General features: G+C 67.0%; 26 protein-coding genes and 1 tRNA gene. 20 read left to right on the top strand and 7 right to left on the bottom strand.

What is annotated here, in order from left to right:
• The first annotated feature begins 70 nt into the window (after positions 1 to 70).
• The 7 genes from kdsD (at position 71) to hpf (ending at position 5,849) form a co-directional block, all read left to right on the top strand.
• Positions 71 to 1,054, top strand: coding sequence for an arabinose 5-phosphate isomerase KdsD (gene kdsD, locus GQ57_RS34180; protein WP_031403058.1), 984 nt, complete (start codon positions 71 to 73; stop codon positions 1,052 to 1,054).
• On the top strand, positions 1,054 to 1,590 hold the full coding sequence (locus tag GQ57_RS34175) for a KdsC family phosphatase (RefSeq protein ID WP_031403059.1): 537 nt from the start codon (positions 1,054 to 1,056) through the stop codon (positions 1,588 to 1,590). The genes kdsD and GQ57_RS34175 overlap by 1 nt, the downstream gene beginning before the upstream one ends.
• A 3-nt stretch (positions 1,591 to 1,593) precedes the next feature.
• Complete coding sequence (lptC, locus tag GQ57_RS34170) at positions 1,594 to 2,208, top strand: LPS export ABC transporter periplasmic protein LptC (RefSeq protein WP_031403060.1); 615 nt, start codon at positions 1,594 to 1,596, stop codon at positions 2,206 to 2,208.
• A gap of 20 nt (positions 2,209 to 2,228) precedes the next feature.
• Positions 2,229 to 2,894 carry a lipopolysaccharide transport periplasmic protein LptA gene (gene lptA / locus GQ57_RS34165; protein ID WP_031403061.1) on the top strand — a complete coding sequence of 222 codons (666 nt, stop codon included), beginning with the start codon at positions 2,229 to 2,231 and terminating at the stop codon, positions 2,892 to 2,894.
• Entirely contained in the window at positions 2,891 to 3,667 is a 777-nt protein-coding gene (gene lptB, locus GQ57_RS34160; RefSeq protein WP_021162599.1) for an LPS export ABC transporter ATP-binding protein, read from the top strand. Before lptA ends, lptB begins: the two co-directional genes overlap by 4 nt.
• A 160-nt stretch (positions 3,668 to 3,827) precedes the next feature.
• The gene (locus GQ57_RS34155) at positions 3,828 to 5,330 is read left to right on the top strand and encodes an RNA polymerase factor sigma-54 (protein WP_031403062.1); all 1,503 of its coding nucleotides are present in this window, start codon (positions 3,828 to 3,830) and stop codon (positions 5,328 to 5,330) included.
• A 159-nt stretch (positions 5,331 to 5,489) separates the two neighbouring features.
• Positions 5,490 to 5,849 (top strand): ribosome hibernation-promoting factor, HPF/YfiA family, encoded by a 360-nt coding sequence (gene hpf, locus GQ57_RS34150; protein ID WP_006477786.1) that lies wholly within the window; start codon positions 5,490 to 5,492, stop codon positions 5,847 to 5,849.
• 3 nt (positions 5,850 to 5,852) lie between these two features.
• On the opposite strand, the gene GQ57_RS42515 is transcribed toward hpf, so the two are convergent.
• Positions 5,853 to 6,047: a hypothetical protein gene (locus tag GQ57_RS42515; RefSeq protein ID WP_152603430.1), complete on the bottom strand. Its 195-nt coding sequence runs from the start codon at positions 6,045 to 6,047 to the stop codon at positions 5,853 to 5,855.
• Here GQ57_RS42515 and GQ57_RS34145 point away from each other — a divergent pair.
• The 4 genes from GQ57_RS34145 (at position 6,046) to GQ57_RS34130 (ending at position 9,293) form a co-directional block, all read left to right on the top strand.
• On the top strand, positions 6,046 to 6,558 hold the full coding sequence (locus GQ57_RS34145; RefSeq protein WP_031403064.1) for a PTS sugar transporter subunit IIA: 513 nt from the start codon (positions 6,046 to 6,048) through the stop codon (positions 6,556 to 6,558). The two genes, GQ57_RS42515 and GQ57_RS34145, sit on opposite strands and share 2 nt — an antisense overlap.
• Positions 6,559 to 6,675: 117 nt before the next feature.
• Positions 6,676 to 7,644 carry an HPr(Ser) kinase/phosphatase gene (gene hprK / locus GQ57_RS34140; protein ID WP_011353227.1) on the top strand — a complete coding sequence of 323 codons (969 nt, stop codon included), beginning with the start codon at positions 6,676 to 6,678 and terminating at the stop codon, positions 7,642 to 7,644.
• A gap of 75 nt (positions 7,645 to 7,719) precedes the next feature.
• Positions 7,720 to 8,628, top strand: a complete 909-nt coding sequence (gene rapZ, locus GQ57_RS34135; protein ID WP_031403065.1) for an RNase adapter RapZ — start codon at positions 7,720 to 7,722, stop codon at positions 8,626 to 8,628.
• 26 nt (positions 8,629 to 8,654) lie between these two features.
• The gene (locus GQ57_RS34130; RefSeq protein ID WP_031403066.1) at positions 8,655 to 9,293 is read left to right on the top strand and encodes an LON peptidase substrate-binding domain-containing protein; all 639 of its coding nucleotides are present in this window, start codon (positions 8,655 to 8,657) and stop codon (positions 9,291 to 9,293) included.
• Between the two features lie 211 nt (positions 9,294 to 9,504).
• Here the strand turns inward: GQ57_RS34130 and mutY are convergent, their stop codons facing one another.
• Positions 9,505 to 10,611, bottom strand: coding sequence for an A/G-specific adenine glycosylase (gene mutY / locus GQ57_RS34125; RefSeq protein ID WP_034200172.1), 1,107 nt, complete (start codon positions 10,609 to 10,611; stop codon positions 9,505 to 9,507).
• 37 nt (positions 10,612 to 10,648) lie between these two features.
• On the bottom strand, positions 10,649 to 11,476 hold the full coding sequence (mutM, locus tag GQ57_RS34120) for a bifunctional DNA-formamidopyrimidine glycosylase/DNA-(apurinic or apyrimidinic site) lyase (RefSeq protein WP_031403068.1): 828 nt from the start codon (positions 11,474 to 11,476) through the stop codon (positions 10,649 to 10,651).
• Between the two features lie 86 nt (positions 11,477 to 11,562).
• On the opposite strand from mutM, the gene GQ57_RS34115 reads away from it, so the two are divergent.
• The 8 genes from GQ57_RS34115 (at position 11,563) to hisC (ending at position 18,707) form a co-directional block, all read left to right on the top strand.
• Positions 11,563 to 13,386, top strand: coding sequence for a tetratricopeptide repeat protein (locus GQ57_RS34115; RefSeq protein WP_031403069.1), 1,824 nt, complete (start codon positions 11,563 to 11,565; stop codon positions 13,384 to 13,386).
• Positions 13,386 to 14,006: a lipoprotein insertase outer membrane protein LolB gene (gene lolB / locus GQ57_RS34110; protein WP_031403070.1), complete on the top strand. Its 621-nt coding sequence runs from the start codon at positions 13,386 to 13,388 to the stop codon at positions 14,004 to 14,006. Before GQ57_RS34115 ends, lolB begins: the two co-directional genes overlap by 1 nt.
• A 24-nt stretch (positions 14,007 to 14,030) precedes the next feature.
• Positions 14,031 to 14,912, top strand: a complete 882-nt coding sequence (gene ispE / locus GQ57_RS34105) for a 4-(cytidine 5'-diphospho)-2-C-methyl-D-erythritol kinase (protein WP_031403071.1) — start codon at positions 14,031 to 14,033, stop codon at positions 14,910 to 14,912.
• Between the two features lie 55 nt (positions 14,913 to 14,967).
• Positions 14,968 to 15,044, top strand: a tRNA-Gln gene (locus tag GQ57_RS34100).
• A 44-nt stretch (positions 15,045 to 15,088) separates the two neighbouring features.
• Complete coding sequence (locus GQ57_RS34095; RefSeq protein ID WP_031403072.1) at positions 15,089 to 16,051, top strand: ribose-phosphate pyrophosphokinase; 963 nt, start codon at positions 15,089 to 15,091, stop codon at positions 16,049 to 16,051.
• A gap of 161 nt (positions 16,052 to 16,212) precedes the next feature.
• Complete coding sequence (locus GQ57_RS34090) at positions 16,213 to 16,815, top strand: 50S ribosomal protein L25/general stress protein Ctc (RefSeq protein WP_031403073.1); 603 nt, start codon at positions 16,213 to 16,215, stop codon at positions 16,813 to 16,815.
• A gap of 107 nt (positions 16,816 to 16,922) precedes the next feature.
• Positions 16,923 to 17,522: an aminoacyl-tRNA hydrolase gene (gene pth, locus GQ57_RS34085; RefSeq protein ID WP_031403074.1), complete on the top strand. Its 600-nt coding sequence runs from the start codon at positions 16,923 to 16,925 to the stop codon at positions 17,520 to 17,522.
• Between the two features lie 117 nt (positions 17,523 to 17,639).
• On the top strand, positions 17,640 to 18,707 hold the full coding sequence (gene hisC / locus GQ57_RS34080; protein ID WP_031403075.1) for a histidinol-phosphate transaminase: 1,068 nt from the start codon (positions 17,640 to 17,642) through the stop codon (positions 18,705 to 18,707).
• A gap of 82 nt (positions 18,708 to 18,789) precedes the next feature.
• Here hisC and GQ57_RS34075 read toward each other — a convergent pair whose 3' ends face one another.
• The 3 genes from GQ57_RS34075 to rsmD form a co-directional block, all read right to left on the bottom strand.
• On the bottom strand, positions 18,790 to 19,056 hold the full coding sequence (locus tag GQ57_RS34075) for a YfhL family 4Fe-4S dicluster ferredoxin (RefSeq protein WP_031403076.1): 267 nt from the start codon (positions 19,054 to 19,056) through the stop codon (positions 18,790 to 18,792).
• Positions 19,057 to 19,115: 59 nt separating this feature from the next.
• The gene (gene coaD / locus GQ57_RS34070; RefSeq protein ID WP_031403077.1) at positions 19,116 to 19,613 is read right to left on the bottom strand and encodes a pantetheine-phosphate adenylyltransferase; all 498 of its coding nucleotides are present in this window, start codon (positions 19,611 to 19,613) and stop codon (positions 19,116 to 19,118) included.
• A 111-nt stretch (positions 19,614 to 19,724) separates the two neighbouring features.
• On the bottom strand, positions 19,725 to 20,339 hold the full coding sequence (gene rsmD / locus GQ57_RS34065) for a 16S rRNA (guanine(966)-N(2))-methyltransferase RsmD (protein WP_031403078.1): 615 nt from the start codon (positions 20,337 to 20,339) through the stop codon (positions 19,725 to 19,727).
• Between the two features lie 216 nt (positions 20,340 to 20,555).
• Here rsmD and ftsY point away from each other — a divergent pair, with 216 nt between their 5' ends.
• The gene (gene ftsY / locus GQ57_RS34060; protein ID WP_031403079.1) at positions 20,556 to 21,695 is read left to right on the top strand and encodes a signal recognition particle-docking protein FtsY; all 1,140 of its coding nucleotides are present in this window, start codon (positions 20,556 to 20,558) and stop codon (positions 21,693 to 21,695) included.
• Between the two features lie 85 nt (positions 21,696 to 21,780).
• Here ftsY and maiA read toward each other — a convergent pair whose 3' ends face one another.
• Positions 21,781 to 22,425 carry a maleylacetoacetate isomerase gene (gene maiA / locus GQ57_RS34055; RefSeq protein ID WP_034200178.1) on the bottom strand — a complete coding sequence of 215 codons (645 nt, stop codon included), beginning with the start codon at positions 22,423 to 22,425 and terminating at the stop codon, positions 21,781 to 21,783.
• Positions 22,426 to 22,608 lie beyond the last annotated feature (183 nt).

The following is a 22,608-nucleotide window of genomic DNA, read 5'->3' as shown; positions in this document are numbered from 1 at the left end:
GTGGACAGGCAACTTCGGACGAGTCAGAAGGCCCGGCGCGGCGAACAAACGCCTTTGCTATACTCCGCGCATGATAGCGAAAATCAATGATGACCGGGCGCTCGCGCTCGCCCGCGACGTGCTCGACATCGAGGCGGACGCCGTGCGCGCACTGCGCGACCAGCTCGACGGCGGCTTCGTCCAGGCCGTCGAGCTGCTGCTCGGCTGTCGCGGCCGCGTGGTGGTGTCCGGGATCGGCAAATCGGGGCATATTGCCCGCAAGATCGCCGCAACGCTCGCCAGCACGGGCACGCCGGCGTTCTTCGTCCACCCTGCCGAGGCCAGCCACGGCGACCTCGGGATGGTCACCTCCGACGACGTCTTCATCGGCATCTCCTATTCCGGCGAATCCGAGGAACTGGTCGCGATCCTGCCGCTCGTCAAGCGGATCGGCGCGAAGCTGATCGCGATCACGGGCCGGGCGGAATCCAGCCTCGGCACGCTCGCCGACGTGAACCTGAACGCAGCGGTCTCGAAAGAGGCCTGCCCGCTGAACCTCGCGCCCACCGCGAGCACGACCGCCGCGCTCGCGCTCGGCGACGCGCTCGCCGTCGCCGTGCTCGACGCGCGCGGCTTCGGTTCGGAAGATTTCGCGCGCTCGCACCCGGGCGGCGCGCTCGGCCGGCGCCTGCTCACCTACGTGCGCGACGTGATGCGCTCGGGCGACGACGTGCCGTCCGTCGGGCTCGACGCGACGCTGTCGGACGCGCTGTTCCAGATCACCGCGAAGCGCCTGGGCATGACCGCCGTGGTCGACGCCGACGGCAAGGTCGCGGGCATCTTCACCGACGGCGACCTGCGCCGCGTGCTGGCGCGCGACGGCGACTTCCGCTCGCTGCCGATCACCGACGTGATGACGCGCGACCCGCGCACGATTGCGCCGGATCACCTGGCGGTCGAGGCCGTGGAACTGATGGAGCGCTACCGGATCAACCAGATGCTGGTGGTCGATGCCCGCGGCGCGCTGATCGGCGCGCTGAACATGCACGACCTGTTTTCGAAGAAGGTGATCTGATGAGCGCAGCGCTGACTGCGGCCGAGCGCGCAAGCCGCGTGAAGCTGATGATTTTCGACGTCGACGGCGTGCTGACCGACGGCGGCCTGCTGTTTACCGCGGCCGGCGACGCGATGAAGTCGTTCAACTCGCTGGACGGCCACGGCGTGAAGCTGCTCGGCGAAGCCGGCATCGCGACCGCCATCATCACGGGCCGCCGCTCGGACATCGTCGCGGCGCGCGCGAAGGAAATGAAGATCACGCACCTGTTCCAGGGCGTCGAGGACAAGCTCGCCGTGTTCGCCGACCTGATCGCCTCGCTCGGCCTCGCCGCCGACGCATGCGGCTACATGGGCGACGACTGGCCCGATCTGCCCGTGATGCTGCGCTGCGGCTTCGCGACCGCGCCCGCGAACGCGCACCCCGAGGTGATCGCCCGTGCGCACTGGGTCGCCGAGGCCCGCGGCGGCCAGGGCGCCGTGCGCGAAGTGTGCGACGCGATCCTGCGTGCGCAGCATCGCTACGACGCGCTGCTCGCGGCGGCCTGCGGAGCCTGACCGATGAATACGCATTTCCGCTGGACCCAGTTGTTGCCGCTCGCCGCGGTCGCCGCGCTCGCGGGCATCACCTGGTGGCTGCTGCAGGCCACGTTGCCGCGGCCCGGCGAGGGCACCGTGCAGCCGAAGCGCCACACGCCGGACTATTTCGCGGACAACTTCTCGGTCACCGAGCTCGACCAGTCCGGCACGACCCAGTACCGGCTGACGGCCGCGAAGCTGATCCATTACGAAGACACCGAAAGCAGCGACCTGACCGATCCGGCCATGCGCGCATTCCAGCCCGGCAAGCCGGTCGTGACGACCACCTCGAAACGCGGCACCGTCAACGGCGACGTGTCGATCGTCGACTTGTACGACGACGCGCGCATCGTGCGCGCGGCCGGCGGCGGCGATCCGCAGATGCAGGCCGATTCCCAGCATTTCCGGATCTTCGTCAATGACGATGTGATCCAGACCGAAAAGCCGGTTAAACTTCAGCGCGGCCTGTCGCTCGTCAACGCGACCGACGGCATGAAGTACAACAACGTCACCCGGGTCATCGAGCTTTACGGCAACGTGCGCGGCACGATCGCCGCGACGGACACGTCCGGCGGCTCGAAAGGTCAACCCAAGTGACGCATCCCTCACGTGACTGCATGAACGAACCGTTCCCTCGACAGATTTCCGGCGGCGCTGCGCGCGCCGTCCGCGCCGCGCTTGCCGCGACGCTCGTGGCGCTCCCGCTGGTCGGGCTGGCGCCGCTCGCCCATGCCGAGAAGGCCGACCAGAACAAGCCGATCAACGTCGAGGCCGACAACCTGACCTATGACGACCTGAAGCAGGTCACGGTTGCCACCGGCAACGTCGTGATCACGAAGGGCACGATCATCATCAAGGGCGATCGCGTCGAAGTGCGCCAGGACCCGGAAGGCTATCAGTACGCGACCTCGTTCGGCAGCAGCAAGAAGCACGCGACGTTCCGCCAGAAGCGCGAAGGCCTCGACGAATACATCGACGGCGACGCCGAGCGCATCGACTACGACGGCAAGCAGGACCTGACCACGCTGACCACCGCCGCGACCGTGCGCCGCCTGCAGGGCACGTCGACCATCGCCGATACCGTGCACGGCAGCGTGATCACGTACGACGGCCAGCGCGACTTCTACACGGCGAAGGGCGGCAAGGACGTCGCCGCGCCGGGCAACCCGAACGGCCGCGTGCGCGCGATGCTGTCGCCGAAGAACGGCGGCCCCGCGCCGCTGAACGGCGCGCCGGCGAAGCTGTCGCCGGCGAGCGCGATCCAGGGGGCACCGGGCCAATGAACGCGCTCCCGAACCGCCAGCCGGCCGGCACCACGAGTTCGCTCGTCGTCCGCAACCTGAAGAAGCGCTACGGCTCGCGCACGGTCGTCAAGGACGTGTCGCTCGACGTGAAAAGCGGCGAGGTCGTCGGCCTGCTCGGCCCGAACGGCGCCGGCAAGACCACGTCGTTCTACATGATCGTCGGCCTCGTGCCGCTCGACGCGGGCGAGATCTCGCTGAACGGCAGCTCGATCAGCCTGCTGCCGATCCACAAGCGCGCGTCGCTCGGCCTGTCGTACCTGCCGCAGGAAGCGTCCGTGTTCCGCAAGCTGACCGTCGAGGAAAACATCCGCGCGGTGCTCGAGCTGCAGCACGGCGAAGACGGCAAGCGGCTGTCGAAAGACGCGATCGCGTCGCGCACCGAGGCGCTGCTCGACGAACTGCAGATCGGCCACCTGCGCGAAAACCCCGCGCTGTCGCTGTCGGGCGGCGAGCGGCGCCGCGTCGAAATCGCGCGTGCGCTCGCAACCAACCCGAACTTCATCCTGCTCGACGAACCGTTCGCCGGCGTCGACCCGATCGCGGTGCTCGAGATCCAGAAGATCGTCAAGTTCCTGAAGCAGCGCAACATCGGCGTTCTGATAACCGATCACAACGTCCGCGAAACGCTCGGCATCTGCGACCACGCATACATCATCAGCGACGGCTCGGTACTCGCCGCCGGCGCGCCGAGCGAAATCATCGAGAACGAAAGCGTACGCCGCGTGTACCTCGGCGAGCACTTCCGCATGTAACCCTCCTCGTGGCTGGTGCACCCCGCCCGGCATGGCCGCGAAGCGGGGCCGCGTCCCGCTTCGCGGCCATGCCCGCGGCCGGGCGGCGCGCCGCGCGTAATCGCGGATGGCTCAACGCGCCTGGGTCGTGGCAAACTGCCGGTATGACTCCCTCCTCGCCATGAAAGCCAGCCTTCAACTCCGCCTGTCGCAACACCTGGCGCTGACGCCCCAGCTGCAGCAGTCGATCCGGCTCCTGCAGTTGTCGACGCTCGAATTGCAGCAGGAAGTCGCGATGGCCGTCGCGCAGAACCCGCTGCTCGAGAACGACGACGAATGGATCGCGAGCCCGCTGCGTGTCGCAGCGGACGGTTCGCTGATCGCGCAGACGCCCCCCGCCCCGAACACCGAACCGGCTGCGACGAACAGCAGCACGTCGAGCGAGCGCGCCGAGCGCGACGAGCCGGCCGGCGCGGACGAATACGACGGCTATGCGTCCGGCGACGGCAACGACGGCCCGCAATGGAATCTCGACGAATTCGGCCGGTCGAGCGGCGCGTCCGACGACGACGACCTCCCGCCGCTGCAGGTGCAGGAAGCGGCGACGTCGCTGCGCGACCACCTGTCCGCGCAGTTGCGCGTCACGCAGGCCGGCCCGCGCGATCGCGCGCTCGTGATGTTCCTGATCGAATCGCTCGACGACGACGGCTACCTGACCGCCACGCTCGACGAAGTGCTCGCCGACCTGCCGCCCGAGCTGGAGATCGACTGCGACGAGCTGAACGCCGCGCTCGCGCTGCTGCACAGCTTCGACCCGCCCGGGGTCGGCGCGCGCTCGGCCTCCGAATGCCTGAAGCTGCAGTTGCTGCGCCTCGATCCGTCCCCGACGCGCACGCTCGCGCTCGAGATCGTGTCGCAGCATCTCGAGCTGCTTGCCGCTCGCGACTTCACGCGCTTGCGTAAGCACCTGAAGGCGAGCGACGACGCGCTGCGCGACGCGCATACGCTGATCCGTTCGCTGGAGCCGTTCCCCGGCGCCGCGTACGGCAAGGCCGAGGCGGACTACGTCGTGCCCGACATCATCGTGAAGAAGGCCGGCCAGGGATGGCTCGCGGAGCTCAATCCGGAGGTCGTGCCGCGCCTGCGGATCAACAACCTGTACGCGAACATCCTGCGCAACAGCCGCGGCGATCCGTCGGCCGGCTCGCTCAAGCAACAGCTCCAGGAGGCGCGCTGGCTGATCAAAAACATCCAGCAGCGTTTCGACACGATCCTGCGTGTCGCACAGGCTATTGTCGAGCGTCAGAAGAATTTCTTTGCGCACGGCGAAATTGCCATGCGCCCCTTGGTTTTGCGGGAAATAGCTGATACGCTGGGCCTACACGAGTCGACTGTCAGCCGTGTGACAACCGGGAAGTACATGCTGACCCCCTTCGGGACGCTTGAATTTAAGTACTTCTTCGGATCTCACGTCTCGACCGACACCGGTGGCGCCGCCTCGTCGACCGCCATCCGAGCCCTGATCAAGCAACTGATAGGAGCTGAAGACCCAAAATCGCCGCTTTCGGACAGCCGCATTGCCGAGCTGCTGGCAGAACAGGGTTTCGTGGTCGCGCGCCGCACGGTTGCCAAATATCGCGAAGCCCTCAAGATCCCGGCAGTGAATCTGCGCAAGTCTCTTTAAGCCTGCTGCCTGCCCGGCGGCAGGCGTGTTCCGGCCACCGCGCATACGGGGAACAGGGCCGGGCGACTTGTCCGCGATATGCCGCCTCGTGCGGCACGGGCAGGTCGACCGGAGCGCCGCCACGATGCGGCCGGGTGGTCACTCGCTTGGAGAAGCACTATGAACCTGAAGATCAGTGGACATCATCTCGAAGTCACGCCTGCAATTCGCGAATACGTGATCACCAAGCTGGACCGGGTGCTACGGCATAGCGATCAGGTGATCGATGGCACTGTGATCCTCTCGGTCGACAACCACAAGGAAAAGGACAAGCAGCAGCGCGCGGAAATCAATCTGCATCTGAAGGGCAAGGACATCTTCGTCGAAAGCGCAAACGGCAACCTGTACGCGGCAATCGACTTGCTGATCGACAAGCTGGATCGCCAGGTCGTCAAGCACATGGAGCGCCTGCAAACGCATGCGCACGATCCGATCAAGCTTCAACCGTCGATCGACCAGATCGAACTGCCGCCGCAATAACCGTTACTGCAACACGCACGCCGCCCGGTTCGCCGGGCGTTTTTTTTGCGACTTCGCGCCGCGGTGCAACCGGTCCGACCGTGCCGCGCCACGCACGCGGCTGTGCTCTATAATGTCCCGGTTATCGCCGGGGGGGCGTTGAGTGCGGTAGCTGCCTTGCAGGTTGCCGATTCCGAATGCCTTGATATCGCCGAACATGGAAAATCAGTCTGCCGCCGCAAGGAGACCCCAGGCCGTCCAATCGCCTGCCAACATGAATCGCCTAGCCAAAATCCTGCCCATAGAGAACGTCGTCATCGACCTCTCGGTCACCAGCAAGAAACGCGTGTTCGAACAAGCCGGGCTGATGTTCGAGAATCAGAACGGCATCGCCCGCAGCACCGTCACGGACAACCTGTTCGCGCGCGAGCGCCTCGGCTCGACCGGCCTCGGCGAAGGTGTCGCGATTCCGCACGGGCGCATCAAGGGTCTCAAGCACCCGCTCGCCGCGTTCGTCCGGCTCTCCGACGCGATCCCCTTCGAGGCGCCCGACGGCCAGCCCGTCGGCCTCCTGATTTTCCTGCTCGTGCCCGAGCAAGCCACTCAGCAGCACCTCGAGATCCTGTCGGAAATCGCCCAGCTGCTGTCCGATCGCGACGCCCGCGAGCGTCTGCACAACGAAACGGATGTCGCCGAGTTGCATCGCCTGCTCACTCAGTGGCAACCTTGAGTTGATCCGGGCGGAATTTTTCCGGTACGAGGCGGCACGCGCCGCCGTCCAGGGCCGCCCGGCATGGCGACGTCCGGCGCCGCACGCCTGCGCCGGCCCATTGGAGTGACGAAAGTCATGGATACGTCCAGCATCAACGCCCAGAGCATCTTCGACGACAACGCGGCCACGCTGAAACTGAGCTGGCTGACGGGGCATGAAGGCTGGGAACGCGGCTTCTCCGCCGACACGGTCGGCAATGCGACCTCGAGCGCCGACCTCGTCGGCCACCTGAACCTGATCCATCCGAACCGGATCCAGGTGCTCGGCGAAGCCGAAATCGACTACTACCAGCGCCAGACCGACGAAGACCGCTCGCGCCACATGGCCGAGCTGATCGCGCTCGAACCGCCGTTCCTCGTCGTCGCCGGCGGCGCCGCGGCGCCGCCCGAACTCGTGCTGCGCTGCACGCGCTCGTCGACCCCGCTGTTCACGACGCCGATGTCGGCCGCCGCGGTGATCGACAGCCTGCGGCTCTACATGTCGCGCATCCTCGCACCGCGCGCGACGTTGCACGGCGTCTTCATCGACATCCTCGGGATGGGCGTGCTGCTGACCGGCGATTCCGGCCTGGGCAAGAGCGAGCTCGGCCTCGAGTTGATCAGCCGCGGCCACGGCCTCGTCGCCGACGATGCGGTCGATTTCGTCCGACTCGGCCCCGATTTCGTCGAAGGGCGCTGCCCGCCGCTGCTGCAGAACCTGCTCGAAGTGCGCGGCCTCGGCCTGCTCGACATCAAGACGATCTTCGGCGAAACCGCGGTGCGGCGGAAAATGAAGCTGAAGCTGATCGTCCAGCTCGTGCGGCGCCCTGACGGCGAATTCCAGCGCCTGCCGCTCGAAAGCCAGACCGTCGACGTGCTCGGCCTGCCGATCAGCAAGGTCACGATCCAGGTTGCGGCCGGCCGCAACCTCGCGGTGCTCGTCGAGGCCGCCGTCCGGAACACGATCCTGCAGTTGCGCGGAATCGACACGTTGCGGGATTTCATGGATCGGCAACGACTCGCGATGCAAGATCCCGACAGTCAGTTCCCCGGCAAGCTGGTCTAACCCGCACGCGCCGGCCACGCCGCGCCGACGCGTCGAGCCGGTGCTATGATGAAACGTCAGGATTCACTGCTTCCCATGCGCATCGTCCTTATCACCGGCATCTCCGGCTCAGGCAAATCCGTCGCGCTGAACGCGCTCGAAGACGCAGGCTATTACTGCGTCGACAACCTGCCGCCGCGTGTGCTCCCCGAACTCGCCCGCTACCTCGCCGCCGAGGGCCAGCATCGGCTCGCGGTCGCGATCGACGCACGCTCGAGCGCGTCGCTCGACGAAATGCCCGGCCTGATCCGCGATCTGTCGCGCGAACACGACGTTCGCGTACTGTTCCTCAACGCGAGCACCCAGGCGCTGATCCAGCGCTTCTCCGAAACGCGCCGCCGCCATCCGCTGTCCGGTTCGCTGTCGCACGATGCCGACGTCGGCCTGCTGTCGTCGCTCGAGGAAGCGATCGAGCGCGAACGCCACCTCGTCGCGCCGCTGGCCGAATTCGGCCACCAGATCGACACGAGCACGCTGCGCGCCAACGTGCTGCGCACCTGGGTCAAGCGCTTCATCGAACAGAAGAGCAACGACCTGATGGTGATGTTCGAGTCGTTCGGCTTCAAGCGCGGCGTGCCGCTCGACGCCGACCTGATGTTCGACGTGCGCGCGCTGCCGAACCCGTACTACGACCACGAGTTGCGCCCGCTCACCGGGCTCGACCAGCCGGTCATCGCCTTTCTCGACGCATTGCCGATCGTCCACCAGATGATCGACGACATCCAAGCGTTCCTGATGAAATGGCTGCCGCACTTCCGCGATGACAACCGCAGCTACCTGACCGTCGCCATCGGCTGCACGGGCGGGCAGCATCGTTCGGTGTTCATCGCCGAAACGCTCGCCGCGCGCCTTGCGCACGAGGCGAACGTGATCGTGCGGCATCGTGACGCGCCAGTGGATGTCGACGCGTCGTCGCGGCTTGTCTCCGAGGTCGACCGACCCTAGCGACGCCCACCCACCGCCCGCGCGCCATGTCCTCCCTATCGACCACCCTGATCGACCTGCCGCTGTTTCCGCTGCACACGGTGCTGTTTCCGGGAGGGCTGCTCCCGCTCAAGGTGTTCGAGGCGCGCTATCTCGACATGTCGCGCGCGTGCCTGCGCGACGACGCGCCGTTCGGCGTGTGCCTGCTCAAGAGCGGGCCCGAGGTCGCCCAGGACGGCGCCGTGTCGGTGCCCGAGACGATCGGCTGCATGGCGCGCATCACCGAGTGCGATACCGGCGAGTTCGGGATGCTGTACCTGCAGGCGGTCGGCACGCAGCGCTTCGAACTGCTGTCGTATCGCGTCGAAGGCAACGGGCTGCTGGTTGGCATTGCGGAGCCGCTGCCCGACGACATCCCGCTCGAAGGCGAGCAGACGCTCGCGCAGTTCGGCTCGTGCGCCGAAGTGCTCGAGCGCATCATCGACGCGCTGAAGAAATCGGAACCGGCAGGCAAGCTGCCGTTCGGCGAACCGTTCCGTCTCGACGATCCGAGTTGGGTGTCGAACCGCCTCGCGGAATTGCTGCCGCTCGACCTGCGCGCGCGGCAGAAGCTGATGGAATTTCCCGACGTCGGCGCACGCATCGACGCCGTGCACCACGTGCTCGACCGGCACGGCTGGCTGTAAGGGCCCGGCCAATACGCGCGAGCCCCTCGGAGGCATCCGTCACGCAACTGCCTGCCGGGTGAAAAAGCGGCAGGACCCGGCACGCTCCCTGGCGGCTCCGGATCGGCCGCGTCGCGTCGGACCGCCGGGCAGGCTGCCCTTCGGCGTCACCAGTCTTCGGCGTTCCGGCGCCCTCCTCTCCTGAAAACGCGCTCCGGCCGTGCGCCCTTCGTTACAGCAGCGGCCCGCTCAGCGCATCGAGCAGCTTGCGCACCGGCGCCGGCACACCGTACGCATCGAGCCGGCTCAACGGCACCCACGCGGTGTCGGCCTCGCGCGCGCCGGCCGGCGGACCGCCACCGTCGGCCATGTCGCTCAGCCGCGGCTCGATCTCGAGCCGGAAATGCGTGAACGTGTGCGTGAACGGCGCGAGCGGCACCGTGCCGCCGCCGCCGAAACCGCGCGCGAGTTCCGCGAGCGCCGCGTCGCCGTCCGCTTGCGGCAGGCTCCACAACCCGCCCCAGATGCCGGTCGGCGGCCGCCGCTCGAGCAGCACGGCGTCGCCGTCGCGCAGCACGAGCATCCACGTCCTGCGCGTCGGCACGGCTTTCTTCGGCCGCGCGGCGGGCAGTTCGCGCTGGCGGCCCGTCGACTGCGCGACGCAGTCGCCCGCGAACGGGCAACGCGTGCAATCGGGCTTGCCGCGCATGCACAGCGTCGCGCCGAGATCCATCAGCCCCTGCGTATACGCACTCACGTCGGCCGCGTTCGCGGCGTCGGGCAGCAGCGATTCGGCGAGCGCCCACATGTCGTTCTCGACGCGCTTCTCGCCCGGAAAGCCCTCGACGCCGAACACCCGCGCAAGCACGCGTTTCACGTTGCCGTCGAGGATCGTCGCGCGCGCGCCGTAAGCGAACGACGCGATCGCCGCAGCCGTCGAGCGCCCGATCCCGGGCAGCTCGGCCAGGGCCTCGGGCGTCGCCGGAAATGCACCGCCATGCTCGGCGACGACAACCTGCGCACACCGGTGCAGGTTGCGCGCCCGCGAGTAGTAGCCGAGGCCGGCCCACAGCGCCATCACGTCGTCGCTCGGCGCGGCCGCGAGCGCGGCGACGTCGGGGTAGCGTTCGAGAAAGCGCGTGTAATACGGAATGACGGTCGACACCTGCGTCTGCTGCAGCATGATTTCCGACAGCCAGATCCGATACGGATCGCGGGTGTTCTGCCATGGCAGGTCGTGGCGGCCGTGTTCGCGCTGCCATGCGACCAGGCGCGCGGCAAACGTGCGGTGCAGCGGTGTGACGGGAAACGGAGCGGGGGCGATGCGGGGCGGCTTCAAGTTATCTGGTCGTGGGAAGAGGGTTCAACGCAAGGAGTCAACGCTGGCAGGTCGGGCAGAAATAGGTCGACCGCTGGCCCTGCACGATCTGGCGGATCGGCGTGCCGCATACGCGGCATGGCTGGCCGGCCCGGTCGTAGACGAAGCAGTCGAGCTGGAAGTAGCCGCTTTCGCCGTTGCTGCCGACAAAATCGCGCAACGTGCTGCCACCGCGCTCGATCGCATCGGCCAGCGTCGCGCGCACCGCGTCGGCCAGCCGCTCGTAGCGGGGCAGCGAGACCTTGCCGGCAGCGGTCGTCGGCCGGATGCCGGCGCGAAACAGGCTCTCCGACGCATAGATGTTGCCGACGCCGACGACCATGTCGCCCGCGAGCAGCGCCTGCTTGACCGAGACGGTGCGGCCGCGCGTCCGCGCATGCAGCAGCGCCCCGGTAAACGCCGGCGAGAACGGCTCGACGCCGAGGCTCGCGAGGAGCGGGTGCGCATGGACGTCGCCCGCTTCGCGCGGGTGCCACAGCACCGCGCCGAAGCGGCGCGGATCGCGGAAGCGCAGCACGAACTCGTCGAAGATCCAGTCGATGTGGTCGTGCTTCGCGGCGGCCGGCACGCCGGCCGCGGGCAGCACGCGCAGCGTGCCCGTCATGCCGAGATGGACGATGAACCAGCCCGCGTCGACCTCGAACAGCAGGTACTTGCCGCGGCGCTCGACGCCGAGCACCTCGCGTGTGCGCAACTGGTCGGCGAGCCCGGCCGGCACCGGCCAGCGCAGCATTCCGGTACGGACGTCGACACGCTCGACGCGACGGCCCGCGACAAAGGGCTCGATGCCCCGGCGCGTAACTTCGACTTCTGGCAACTCTGGCATGCTTTGCGGGTCTCAGACTGGATTCACGATCGTGCCTGTATTGTAGCGAGCGCGTTACAATCGGTTGAAACATCGAACGGATTTCCATGACCCTGCCCTCGAAGCTGCTTCAGAAGCGCCCCGCCGCCGAGCGCGGCGTGCGTGCCTTCCCGGTCCGCCGTGCGCTCGGCGCCGCGCTGTTTGCCGCCTGGACCCTCACCGCCTTTCCGGCTCACGCACAGGATCCGGGATCGGACGACGCGGATCCGCAGGGCGCGTTCGAGCACGTGATGGCGGACGAGAAGAAAGATCTCCCCAGCGTGCCGCTGACGAGCCAGATCGTCTACCAGGTGCTCGCCGCCGAGGTTGCGCTCCAGCGCAACCAGCCCGCGCCCGCTTACCAGACCTATCTCGCCCTTGCCCGCGACACGCGCGATCCGCGCATGGCGCAGCGGGCGACCGAAATCGCGCTCAGCGCGCAGAGCCCGGCCGACGCGCTGTCCGCCGCCAACCTGTGGCGCCAGTACGCGCCGGATTCGAACCGGGCGTCGCAGGTCGATGCCGCGCTGCTGGTGCTCGCCGGCAAGCCGGCCGATGCGCAGCCGATGCTCGCGCGCGAGCTGGCCCGCGCGACCGGCGAGACGCGCGGCCCGGCGATCCTCGCACTGCAGGCGCTGCTCGTGCGCGGCCCCGACCGCGTCGGCGGCCTCGCGGTGCTGAAGGACATGCTGAAGAACGACCTGAGCCGGCCCGAGGCGCAGCTCGCGATCGCGCGGCAGCAGCTCGCGGTCGACGACAAGGACGGCGCCGCTCAATCGCTCAAGCAGGCGCTGCAGATCCGCCCCGACTACCTGCCGGCGGCCCTGATGCTGTCGCAGATGGGCCCGGCGGAACGCGCGGCGGGCATCGCGTCGTTCGAGAAGTACGTCCAGCAGAATCCGAAGTCGCGCGACGCACGGCTCGCGCTGTCGCAGCTCTATCTCGCCGACGATCGCCTCGACGACGCGCAGAAGCAGTTCGAGACGATGCGCAAGCTCGACTCGAAGGATCCGACGCCGCTGATGGCGCTCGCGCTGATCAAGATCCAGCAGAAGAAGCTCGACGAAGCGACCGCCTTCCTGAAGCAGTACGTGCAGCTCGGCACCAAGCAGCCGAACCTCGACGTCGGCCAGGGCTACATCTACCTCGCGCAGATCGCGATCGACCAGGACAACGACGCGCAGGCGTCGCAGTGGCTCGACAAGGTCGACCAGACGAGCCAGCACTATCTCCCCGCGCAGATCACGCGCGCGCAGCTGCTGCAGAAACAGGGCAAGACCGACGAGGCGCGCAAGGTGCTCGACGATCTGCCGATCTCGGATCCGCGCGACGCGGCCGTGGTGGCACGCACCGACGCGTCGATCCTGTTCACCGCGAAGCGCTATCCGGAAGCCGAGGCCCGGCTCGGGCAGGCAGTCGAGGATTTCCCCGACGATCCCGACCTGCGCTACGACTACGCGATGGCGGCCGAAAAAACCGGCCACTACGCGACGATGGAAAAGCAGTTGCGCGAGTTGATCCGCACGCAGCCCGACAATCCGCAGGCGTACAACGCGCTCGGCTATTCGCTCGCCGACCGCAACCAGCGGCTGCCCGAGGCCAGCAAGCTGATCGACAAGGCGATGGCGCTCGCGCCGAACGACGCCTACATCATGGACAGCCTCGGCTGGGTGAAGTACCGGATGGGCGACGCGGCCGGCGCGGCGAAGATCCTGCGGCGCGCGTACGACCTGCAGCCGAACGCCGAAATCGGCGCGCATCTCGGCGAAGTGCTGTGGAAGAGCGGCGCGCAGGACGACGCACGCTCCGCGTGGCGCGATGCGCAAAAGCTCGAGCCCGACAACGAAACGCTCGTGCAGACGCTGAAACGCTTCCAGGTCAACGGCCTCTGATGCAGATGTTCCCGACGTTTTCCCTGTCCTTTCGCGCACGGCGCACGCTGGCCGCGGCCGGCGCGGCGCTCGCGCTCGCCGGCTGCGCGAGCACGCCGCCGTCGGCAAGCGTGCCGGCGGGTGCGGCGCTGCAGACCGCCGCGACGCACGCTTACCACGGCCGCTTCGCGGTGCGGTACGACGACAGCCTCGGCAAGCCGCAGAACGTGTACGGCAACTTCGACTGGCAGGAGCACGGCGACGACGTGTCGCTCGAGCTGCGCAGCCCGCTCGGCCAGACGCTCGCCGTGGTGAGGTCGACGCCGCAGGCCGCGTCGCTCGAATTGCCGAATCGTCCGACGCAATATGCGCCGGACGTCGGCGACCTGATGCAGAAAACGCTCGGCTTCGCGTTGCCGCTCGAGGGCCTGCGCTACTGGCTGCTGCCGACGCCCGCGCCCGCGACACCGGCGGAAACCGTGCGCGACCCGGCCGACGACACACACGTCACGCAGATTCGGCAGGACGGCTGGACGATCGACTACCTTGCCTACGCGGATGCCCCGGCCACGGGCGTCAAACGCGTCAACCTCGTGCGTGCGACACCGCCGCTCGACATCAAGCTCGTGCTCGATCAGTGAGCACGCGCGCCTAGTGACATACGCATGACCGATTCGACCCGAACGCTGCGCAACTGCCTTGCGCCCGCGAAACTCAACCTGTTCCTGCACATCACCGGCCGCCGTCCGAACGGCTATCACGATCTGCAAAGCGTGTTCCAGTTGCTGAACTGGGGTGACACGCTGCACTTCACGCTACGCGACGACGGTCGCGTAGCACGCGTCACCGACGTGCCCGGCGTGCCGGAGGAAAGCGATCTCGTCGTGCGTGCAGCCAATCTGCTGAAAGCCCACACGGGCAGCGCGCACGGCGTCGACATCGAGATCGACAAGCGCCTGCCGATGGGCGCCGGCCTCGGCGGCGGCAGCTCGGACGCGGCAACGACGCTGCTCGCGCTGAACCGCCTGTGGCAACTCGATCTGCCGCGCGCGGAACTCCAGTCGCTCGCGGTAAAACTCGGCGCCGACGTCCCGTTTTTTATTTTCGGAAAAAATGCGTTCGCAGAGGGTATCGGAGAAGAATTAGCTGAGGTACAATTGCCGACTCGCTGGTTCTTGGTTGTGACACCACGTGTTCATGTCCCGACCGCTGAAATATTTTCAGATGAGTTGTTGACAAGAGATTCGAAGCGCGTCACAATTACGGACTTTCTTGCACAGCAAAACAGCGACGCGGGATGGCCAGACAGCTTCGGCCGGAACGATATGCAGCAAGTTGTGACAAGTAAGTACGCGGAAGTTGCGCAGGTGGTCAAATGGATGTATGATGTGACCCCCGCGAGGATGACCGGCTCCGGAGCAAGCGTGTTTGCAGCGTTTCGCAGCAAGCATGAGGCAGAAGCGGCGCAAGCCAAGCTGCCCACCGGTTGGAATGGTGCAGTTACCGAGAGCCTGAACGAGCATCCACTCTTCGCTTTCGCGTCATGAAGTTTTACTTTGCCGGATGGCCTACACGAGTCCGGTGAAGTTATCAGTTAAGTGTAGGGGAGTCGCCAAGTTGGTCAAGGCACCGGATTTTGATTCCGGCATGCGAGGGTTCGAGTCCTTCCTCCCCTGCCAAAAATTTTCCCGCATTTCCCGCCCAAGCCCGAAGCAGGTGCACGATGAGCAGCCACAGCCATGATGGCCTGATGGTCTTTACTGGTAACGCGAATCCCGCGCTCGCCCAGGAAGTCGTCAATATCCTTGGAATCCCCCTCGGCAAAGCAATGGTCAGCCGTTTCTCCGACGGCGAGATTCAGGTCGAGATCCAGGAAAACGTGCGCGGCAAGGACGTCTTCGTCCTGCAATCCACGTGTGCGCCGACGAACGACAACCTGATGGAACTGATGATCATGGTCGATGCGCTCAAGCGCGCATCCGCAGGCCGGATCACCGCTGCCATCCCCTACTTCGGCTACGCCCGCCAGGATCGCCGCCCGCGTTCGGCGCGCGTCGCGATCTCGGCGAAGGTCGTCGCGAACATGCTGGAAATCGCCGGCGTCGAGCGGATCATCACCATGGATCTGCACGCCGACCAGATTCAAGGCTTCTTCGACATCCCGGTCGACAACATCTACGCTACGCCGATCCTGCTGGGCGACCTGCGCAAGCAGAACTACTCGGATCTGCTCGTCGTGTCGCCGGACGTCGGCGGCGTGGTTCGCGCCCGGGCGCTCGCGAAGCAGCTCAACTGCGATCTCGCGATCATCGACAAGCGTCGTCCGAAGGCGAACGTCGCCGAAGTGATGAACATCATCGGTGAAGTCGAAGGCCGCACCTGCGTGATCATGGACGACATGGTCGATACGGCCGGCACGCTCTGCAAGGCCGCGCAAGTGCTGAAGGACCGCGGTGCGAAGCAGGTGTTCGCTTATGCGACGCACCCGGTGCTGTCCGGCGGCGCCGCCGACCGCATCGCCGCATCGGCACTCGACGAGCTGGTCGTCACCGATACGATCCCGCTGTCGGCCGAATCGCTGGGTTGCTCGAAGATCCGCTCGCTGACGAGCGCGAGCCTGCTGGCCGAGACGTTCTCGCGGATCCGCCGCGGCGATTCGGTGATGTCGCTGTTCGCGGAATCCTGATCGCGGGTCGACACGACAAAGCATGCGCAGAAAGCGAAGCGGCAACGCTTCGCTTTTTGCACAATCGGACGGGATAGACGAAACCCTGTCCGCTTTATCTGGGGCTGCAGTTCGGCGGCCCCGTTTTACTGCCTGGTCGCGGGCAGCCATTGGAGAATCACATGAAAGTCGTCGCTTTCGAGCGCCAACAGCAAGGTACGGGTGCGAGCCGCCGCCTGCGCAACGCCGGTAAGACCACGGGTATCGTTTACGGTGGCGAAGCAGCCCCGCAAAAGATCGAACTCGATCACAACGCCCTGTGGCACGCCCTGAAGAAGGAAGCCTTCCACTCGTCGATCCTCGACCTCGAAGTGGCCGGCCAGTCGCAACAGGTTCTGCTGCGCGACGTGCAATACCACCCGTTCAAGCAACTGGTGCTGCACGTGGACTTCCAGCGCGTTGACGCGAAGAAGAAGCTGCACACCAAGGTGCCGCTGCACTTCCTGAACGCTGAAGCCAGCCCGGCCGTGAAGCTGTCGAGCGCGATCGTGTCGCACGTCGCGACGGAAATCGAAATCGAGTGCCTGCCGGCTGCCCTGCCGGAGTTCCTCGAAGTCGACCTGTCGAAGATCGAAGCCGGTCAATCGCTGCACGCGAAGGACATCACGCTGCCGAACGGCGTCGCGCTGGTCGCGCACGTCGACGCGGAAAACCCGGTTGTCGCATCGGCGACGGTCCCGGCTGGTGCCGTGTCGGACGCAGCAGGCGAAACGCCGGCTGCCTAAGCGCTCCATCGATCCGTTTCACGAAACGGTCGACGCAACCCGCCGCGGCTCGCCCGGCGGGTTTTTCTTTTTCTGCGCCCAGGCGGCAGCGCCGCCTTCGAAACGTCATGATCAAACTGATCGTCGGCCTCGGCAATCCCGGGGCGGAATACACCGCGACGCGCCATAACGCCGGTTTCTGGCTGATCGACCAGCTCGCCCGCGAAGCCGGCACGACGCTGCGCGACGAACGCCGTTTCCACGGCTTCTACGCGAAAGCGCGCCTGCACGGCGAGGAAGTCCACCTGCTCGAGCCGCAAACGTACATGAACCGCTCCGGCCAGTCGGTCGTCGCGCTCGCCCAGTTCTTCAAGATCCTGCCCGACCAGATCCTCGTCGCGCACGACGAGCTGGACCTGCCGCCCGGCACCGTGAAGCTGAAGCTCGGCGGCGGCAGCGGCGGCCACAACGGCCTCAAGGACATCACCGCGCACCTGTCGTCGCAGCAATACTGGCGGCTGCGGATCGGCATCGGCCATCCGCGCGACCTGATTCCGGAAAGCGCGCGCGCCGGCGCAAAGCCCGATGTCGCGAACTTCGTGCTGAAGCCGCCGCGCCGCGAGGAACAGGACGTGATCGACGCATCGATCGAGCGCGCGCTCGCCGTGATGCCGATGGTCGTCAAGGGCGAACTCGACCGCGCGACGATGCAGCTGCATCGCAGCTGACCGCACCGCGCACCGGCACGGTGCAACGAGCCGTCCGGCGCCGCCGGGCGGCCCCGCCCGCCCACCGCGACGCGCACATGCGGTAATCTGGCTGCTTTGCCCGACAGGAGCCAAGCGGTGAGCCGTTACTGGAGCGACGTCGTTCAGCAACTCGTGCCTTACGTGCCGGGCGAGCAGCCCGTGCTCGCGCACCCCGTCAAGCTGAACACCAACGAAAATCCCTATCCGCCGTCGCCGCGCGTCGTCGCGGCGATCGCGCGCGAACTCGGCGCGACCGGCGACACGCTGCGCCGCTACCCCGACCCGGTCGCACGCGCATTGCGCGAAACGGTCGCCGCCCATCACCGCATCAGGCCCGAACAGGTATTCGCCGGCAACGGCTCCGACGAGGTGCTCGCGCACGCGTTCCAGGCGCTGCTCAAGCACGACCGGCCGCTGCGCTTTCCCGACATCACGTACAGCTTCTATCCGACCTATGCACGCCTGTACGGCGTCGAGACGACGATCGTGCCGCTCGCGGACGACTTCTCGATCCGCGTCGACGACTATCTCGACGATGCCGGCGGCGTACTGTTCCCGAACCCGAACGCGCCGACCGGGCGGGCGCTGCCGCTCGCCGACGTCGAGCGGATCGTGGCCGCGAATCCGTCGTCGGTCGTCGTGATCGACGAAGCCTATGTCGATTTCGGCGCGCAGTCCGCGATTGCGCTGATCGACCGCTACCCGAATCTGCTCGTTGTGCACACGACGTCGAAGGCGCGCTCGCTCGCGGGCATGCGCGTCGGCTTCGCGTTCGGCGATGCGGCGCTGATCGATGCGCTGAACCGCGTCAAGGACAGCTTCAACTCCTATCCGCTCGACCGGCTCGCACAGGTCGCCGCGCAGGCCGCGTATGAGGACGTCGACTATTTCGGTGCGACCTGCCGGCGCGTGATCGACAGCCGGACGCGGCTCACGCACGCGCTCGCTGCGCTCGGCTTCGACGTCGTGCCGTCGGCCGCGAATTTCGTGTTCGCGCGCCATCCCGCGCGCGATGCGGGTGCGATCGCGGCGAAACTGAAGGAACGGGAAATTTTCGTGCGGCACTTCCGGCTGCCGCGGATCGACCAGCACCTGCGCATCACGGTCGGCACCGACGCCGAATGCGATGCGCTCGTCGCGGCGTTGCGCGACATGCCGGGCTGAAACGAAAGGACAGGCGCCGAACAGCGCCGGCATGCAACCGGCGCGCGCGCCGACCGGCGAAAGCGCGCGCTTTACCGGGAGGTCACGACGCGCCGTCGCCCTTCCCGGCGGTCAACGCGTGATACTTCTGCATCAACTGCGCGTGCGATTCGTCATGCTGCGGATCGCGCGGAATACATTCGACCGGACACACCTGCTGGCACTGCGGTTCGTCGAAGTGGCCGACGCACTCGGTGCACTTGTTCGCGTCGATCACGTAGATGTCCGGGCCCATCGAAATCGCGCCGTTCGGGCACTCGGGCTCGCACACGTCGCAATTGATGCACTCGTCGGTAATCATCAAAGCCATACTGATCTCACTTCTTCAGGCCGGCGGCCGGCTTCGCGACGAAACCGGCCGGCGCCGCGTCACGCGGCAGGGCCTCCCATCGCGGCGACTTTCTCGGTCAGCCATTTCTCGACGGACGGGAACACGAACTTGCTGACATCGCCGCCCAACTGTGCGATTTCGCGCACGATCGTCCCCGAGATGAACTGGTACTGGTCGGACGGCGTCATGAACATCGTCTCGACGTCGGGCAACAGATAGCGGTTCATCCCCGCCATCTGGAACTCATACTCGAAATCGGACACGGCGCGCAGGCCGCGCACGATCACGCGCGCGTTGTTGGTGCGGACGAAATCCTTCAGGAGGCCGGTGAAGCTCATCACCTTCACGTTCGGATAATGGCCGAGCACCTCGTTCGCAATCGTCAGACGTTCTTCCAGCGAGAAGAACGGCTTTTTCGCACGACTGTCGGCGACGCCGACCACCAGCGTATCAAAAATGCTCGACGCACGCCGCACGAGGTCTTCGTGCCCGCGCGTCAGCGGATCGAACGTACCGGGATACACGGCGACTACCATGTCGCTCCTCCTGTCATCACGCAAACGGGATGGCAGCCGTGCCATGCGCACGCGACTGCCGAGATGGGCATGCGTCGCCTTTGCGGCGCGCCGCCTCGTATGGAACGCGCATTATTCATCATTTTCGCGCCGCAGCAAATGAAAGTGAACCGCACCGGCCTTGCCGTGCTTCACGACCTGCCAGCCGGCGAGCGCGTCGTGCGCGGCCGGGACGAGTTCCGCCCCCGTCTCGACGTACAGCGCGCCGCCCGCCGCGACGAGCGGCGTCGCCAGCGCGATCGCGCGCTCGAGCACGGCCGGATCGCCGAACGGCGGATCGAGAAACACGACGTCGAACGCGCCTGGCGTGAGCCCGGCCGCGAGCCGCAGCGCGTCGGCCTCGGCGACCTCGACCGCACGCGCGCCGAGCTTGTCCTTGATCGTACGCAGTTGCTGCGCGGCGCGCGGATGGCGCTCGACCATCACGACGCCTGCCGCGCCGCGCGACGCGGCCTCGAAACCGAGCGCGCCGGTGCCCGCGAACAGGTCGAGGCAGCGTCGGCCTTCGAGATCCTGACCGAGCCAGTTGAACAGCGTCTCGCGCACGCGATCCGGCGTCGGCCGCAGGCCGTCGAGATCGAGCACGGCGAGCGGCGTGCGTTTCCAGTCACCGCCGATGATGCGGATCGTGTGCGGCTTGCCGCGGCCAGGAGGGGCCGCCGGGCGGCCGGAAGAGGAACGGGACATACGGAATATCGACAACGGAGGGACCGGGCGCGCGCGGGGGCGCGCCGCCAAACAGGCGCACGTTACCACAGCGGCGGCGCACACTGGCACGAGCGTCACGCCGCACTGATAAAATGCACGGTTTCGGCCGCCGTGCGCCGCGTCCGCGCGAACGCAGAACGGCCCGTCCGGCGCCCCGCCCCTGGCGGCGGCCCGCTCTCTTCCCGACGTCAGACCATGTTCAGCTTCTTCAAACGATTCAAGAAAACGCAGGAGCCCGATCCGGCGGAATTGCCGTCGGCCGACGCGCCGCAAACGGACCAGCCGTCCGAGACGCCGCCCGCGGCCGACGCGCCGCAGGCGCCGGCGCAACCGGCCGCGCCGGCCGTCGTGATGACGGTCACGCCGACCAACGACGGCCGCGACGAAGTCGTCGAGACGGTCGAAATCGTCCCGCCGCCGCTGCAGGACGCAACCGAGAAGAAATCGTGGCTCGCACGCCTGAAAACAGGGCTCGCGAAGACGGGTTCGAGCATCACCGGCGTATTCGTCAACACGAAAATCGACGAGGACCTGTACGAGGAGCTCGAAACGGCGCTGCTGATGTCCGACGCCGGCGTCGATGCGACCGAGTACCTGCTCGGCGCGCTGCGCGAGAAGGTGCGCGCGGGCCGCCTCACCGATCCGCAGCAGGTGAAGGGCGCGCTGCACGACCTGCTCGTCGAGCTGCTGACGCCGCTCGAGAAATCGCTGATGCTCGGCCGCGCCCAGCCGCTCGTGATGATGATCGCCGGCGTCAACGGCGCGGGCAAGACGACCAGCATCGGCAAGCTCGCGAAACATCTGCAAAGCTTCGACCAGTCGGTATTGCTGGCCGCGGGCGACACGTTCCGCGCGGCCGCGCGCGAACAGCTGGTGGTCTGGGGCGAGCGCAACAACGTGACGGTCGTGCAGCAGGAAAGCGGCGATCCGGCCGCGGTGATCTTCGACGCGGTCAGCGCCGCGCGCGCGCGCAAGATCGACGTGATGATGGCCGACACGGCCGGCCGCCTGCCAACGCAGCTTCACCTGATGGAAGAGCTGAAGAAGGTGAAACGCGTGATCTCGAAGGCGCACGACGGCGCGCCGCACGAGGTGCTGCTGGTGATCGACGCGAACACCGGGCAGAACGCGCTCACGCAGGTGAAGGCGTTCGACGACGCGCTCGGCCTCACCGGCCTCATCGTCACGAAGCTCGACGGCACCGCGAAGGGCGGGATTCTCGCGGCGATCGCGCGGCAGCGCCCGGTGCCCGTCTACTTCATCGGCGTCGGCGAGAAGGTCGAGGATCTGCAGCCGTTCAGCGCCGTGGAATTCGCGGACGCGCTGCTCGGCTGAACGCCGCCGGCATGCATCGCGCGGGGCGCCTTCGGGCGCCCTTTTTCATGTGCGCCCGGTCGTGCATGCTCCGGGCGCGCCGCGCTCATTCGGCGTCGGGCTGCACGCCGGGCTCGGCCGCCTTGAACGCGTCGAGCGCCGACGCATGGTCGACGATCCGCTGGATCGTCGGATAGCGCGTGGTATCGATCGAGAAGCGGTTGGCATTGAACACCTGCGGCACCAGGCACACGTCGGCAAGCGTCGGCGTGTCGCCGAAGCACAGCTTGCCGGTGCGCGGGTCGTTCGCGAGACGCGTCTCGAGCGTCTCGAAGCCGGCCTCGATCCAGTGCCGGTACCACGCGGTCTTCGCCTCCTCCGACACCTGCAGCGTGTGCTTCAGGTACTTCAGCACGCGCAGGTTGTTGAGCGGATGGATTTCGCACGCGACCTGCAGCGCGACCGCGCGCACATACGCGCGATCGACCGGCAGCGTCGGCAGCAGCGCGGGCTCGGGATGGGTTTCCTCGAGATATTCGATGATCGCGAGCGACTGCTGCAGCGTCGCGTCGCCGTCGGCCAGCGTCGGCACGACCGCGTCCGGATTCAGCGCACGGTACGCGTCCTTCAGTTGTTCTCCGCCGTCGCGCAGCATGTGCACGGGAACGTAGTCGAACGGCAGCCGCTTCAGGTTCAGGGCGATCCGCACGCGGTACGACGCGGAACTGCGGAAATAGCTGTAGAGCTTCATGGGATGTCTCTCTTGGTCGTATTCGGCCGGCAACGGCACGGGCGCGGCACCGCCGGGAACCAGAGTGTAGCGCGCGCGATGCGTGGCGGCGCTTGCGCCGGCCGCACCCGTGCGATACTCGGGCATTCCTCACCGCTCACCGCGCGGCCCGATGCCGGCCGCCCGCCCCACGCCCCGATGACC

The sequence above is a fragment of the Burkholderia sp. MSh2 genome (assembly GCF_000731655.1).
In the GTDB taxonomy this organism is placed as follows: domain Bacteria; phylum Pseudomonadota; class Gammaproteobacteria; order Burkholderiales; family Burkholderiaceae; genus Burkholderia; species Burkholderia paludis.
Note: the sequence above shows the minus strand (reverse complement) of the source record. Positions and strands in the feature narration are given on the sequence as shown.

What these genes read in the sequence shown, in the direction of transcription:
- GQ57_RS34155 (WP_031403062.1), top strand. Translation starts at nt 3,828, where the DNA reads ATGAAAGCCAGCCTTCAACTCCGCCTGTCGCAACACCTGGCGCTGACG.
- rapZ (WP_031403065.1), top strand. Translation starts at nt 7,720, where the DNA reads ATGCGCATCGTCCTTATCACCGGCATCTCCGGCTCAGGCAAATCCGTC.
- GQ57_RS34090 (WP_031403073.1), top strand. Translation starts at nt 16,213, where the DNA reads ATGAAAGTCGTCGCTTTCGAGCGCCAACAGCAAGGTACGGGTGCGAGC.
- rsmD (WP_031403078.1), bottom strand. Translation starts at nt 20,339, where the DNA reads ATGTCCCGTTCCTCTTCCGGCCGCCCGGCGGCCCCTCCTGGCCGCGGC.
- GQ57_RS34130 (WP_031403066.1), top strand. Translation starts at nt 8,655, where the DNA reads ATGTCCTCCCTATCGACCACCCTGATCGACCTGCCGCTGTTTCCGCTG.
- GQ57_RS34145 (WP_031403064.1), top strand. Translation starts at nt 6,046, where the DNA reads ATGGAAAATCAGTCTGCCGCCGCAAGGAGACCCCAGGCCGTCCAATCG.
- ftsY (WP_031403079.1), top strand. Translation starts at nt 20,556, where the DNA reads ATGTTCAGCTTCTTCAAACGATTCAAGAAAACGCAGGAGCCCGATCCG.
- GQ57_RS34115 (WP_031403069.1), top strand. Translation starts at nt 11,563, where the DNA reads ATGACCCTGCCCTCGAAGCTGCTTCAGAAGCGCCCCGCCGCCGAGCGC.
- hpf (WP_006477786.1), top strand. Translation starts at nt 5,490, where the DNA reads ATGAACCTGAAGATCAGTGGACATCATCTCGAAGTCACGCCTGCAATT.
- GQ57_RS34075 (WP_031403076.1), bottom strand. Translation starts at nt 19,056, where the DNA reads ATGGCTTTGATGATTACCGACGAGTGCATCAATTGCGACGTGTGCGAG.
- mutM (WP_031403068.1), bottom strand. Translation starts at nt 11,476, where the DNA reads ATGCCAGAGTTGCCAGAAGTCGAAGTTACGCGCCGGGGCATCGAGCCC.
- maiA (WP_034200178.1), bottom strand. Translation starts at nt 22,425, where the DNA reads ATGAAGCTCTACAGCTATTTCCGCAGTTCCGCGTCGTACCGCGTGCGG.
- lptC (WP_031403060.1), top strand. Translation starts at nt 1,594, where the DNA reads ATGAATACGCATTTCCGCTGGACCCAGTTGTTGCCGCTCGCCGCGGTC.
- hprK (WP_011353227.1), top strand. Translation starts at nt 6,676, where the DNA reads ATGGATACGTCCAGCATCAACGCCCAGAGCATCTTCGACGACAACGCG.
- ispE (WP_031403071.1), top strand. Translation starts at nt 14,031, where the DNA reads ATGACCGATTCGACCCGAACGCTGCGCAACTGCCTTGCGCCCGCGAAA.
- GQ57_RS42515 (WP_152603430.1), bottom strand. Translation starts at nt 6,047, where the DNA reads ATGTTCGGCGATATCAAGGCATTCGGAATCGGCAACCTGCAAGGCAGC.
- GQ57_RS34095 (WP_031403072.1), top strand. Translation starts at nt 15,089, where the DNA reads ATGAGCAGCCACAGCCATGATGGCCTGATGGTCTTTACTGGTAACGCG.
- GQ57_RS34175 (WP_031403059.1), top strand. Translation starts at nt 1,054, where the DNA reads ATGAGCGCAGCGCTGACTGCGGCCGAGCGCGCAAGCCGCGTGAAGCTG.
- lptA (WP_031403061.1), top strand. Translation starts at nt 2,229, where the DNA reads ATGAACGAACCGTTCCCTCGACAGATTTCCGGCGGCGCTGCGCGCGCC.
- pth (WP_031403074.1), top strand. Translation starts at nt 16,923, where the DNA reads ATGATCAAACTGATCGTCGGCCTCGGCAATCCCGGGGCGGAATACACC.
- kdsD (WP_031403058.1), top strand. Translation starts at nt 71, where the DNA reads ATGATAGCGAAAATCAATGATGACCGGGCGCTCGCGCTCGCCCGCGAC.
- lolB (WP_031403070.1), top strand. Translation starts at nt 13,386, where the DNA reads ATGCAGATGTTCCCGACGTTTTCCCTGTCCTTTCGCGCACGGCGCACG.
- lptB (WP_021162599.1), top strand. Translation starts at nt 2,891, where the DNA reads ATGAACGCGCTCCCGAACCGCCAGCCGGCCGGCACCACGAGTTCGCTC.
- coaD (WP_031403077.1), bottom strand. Translation starts at nt 19,613, where the DNA reads ATGGTAGTCGCCGTGTATCCCGGTACGTTCGATCCGCTGACGCGCGGG.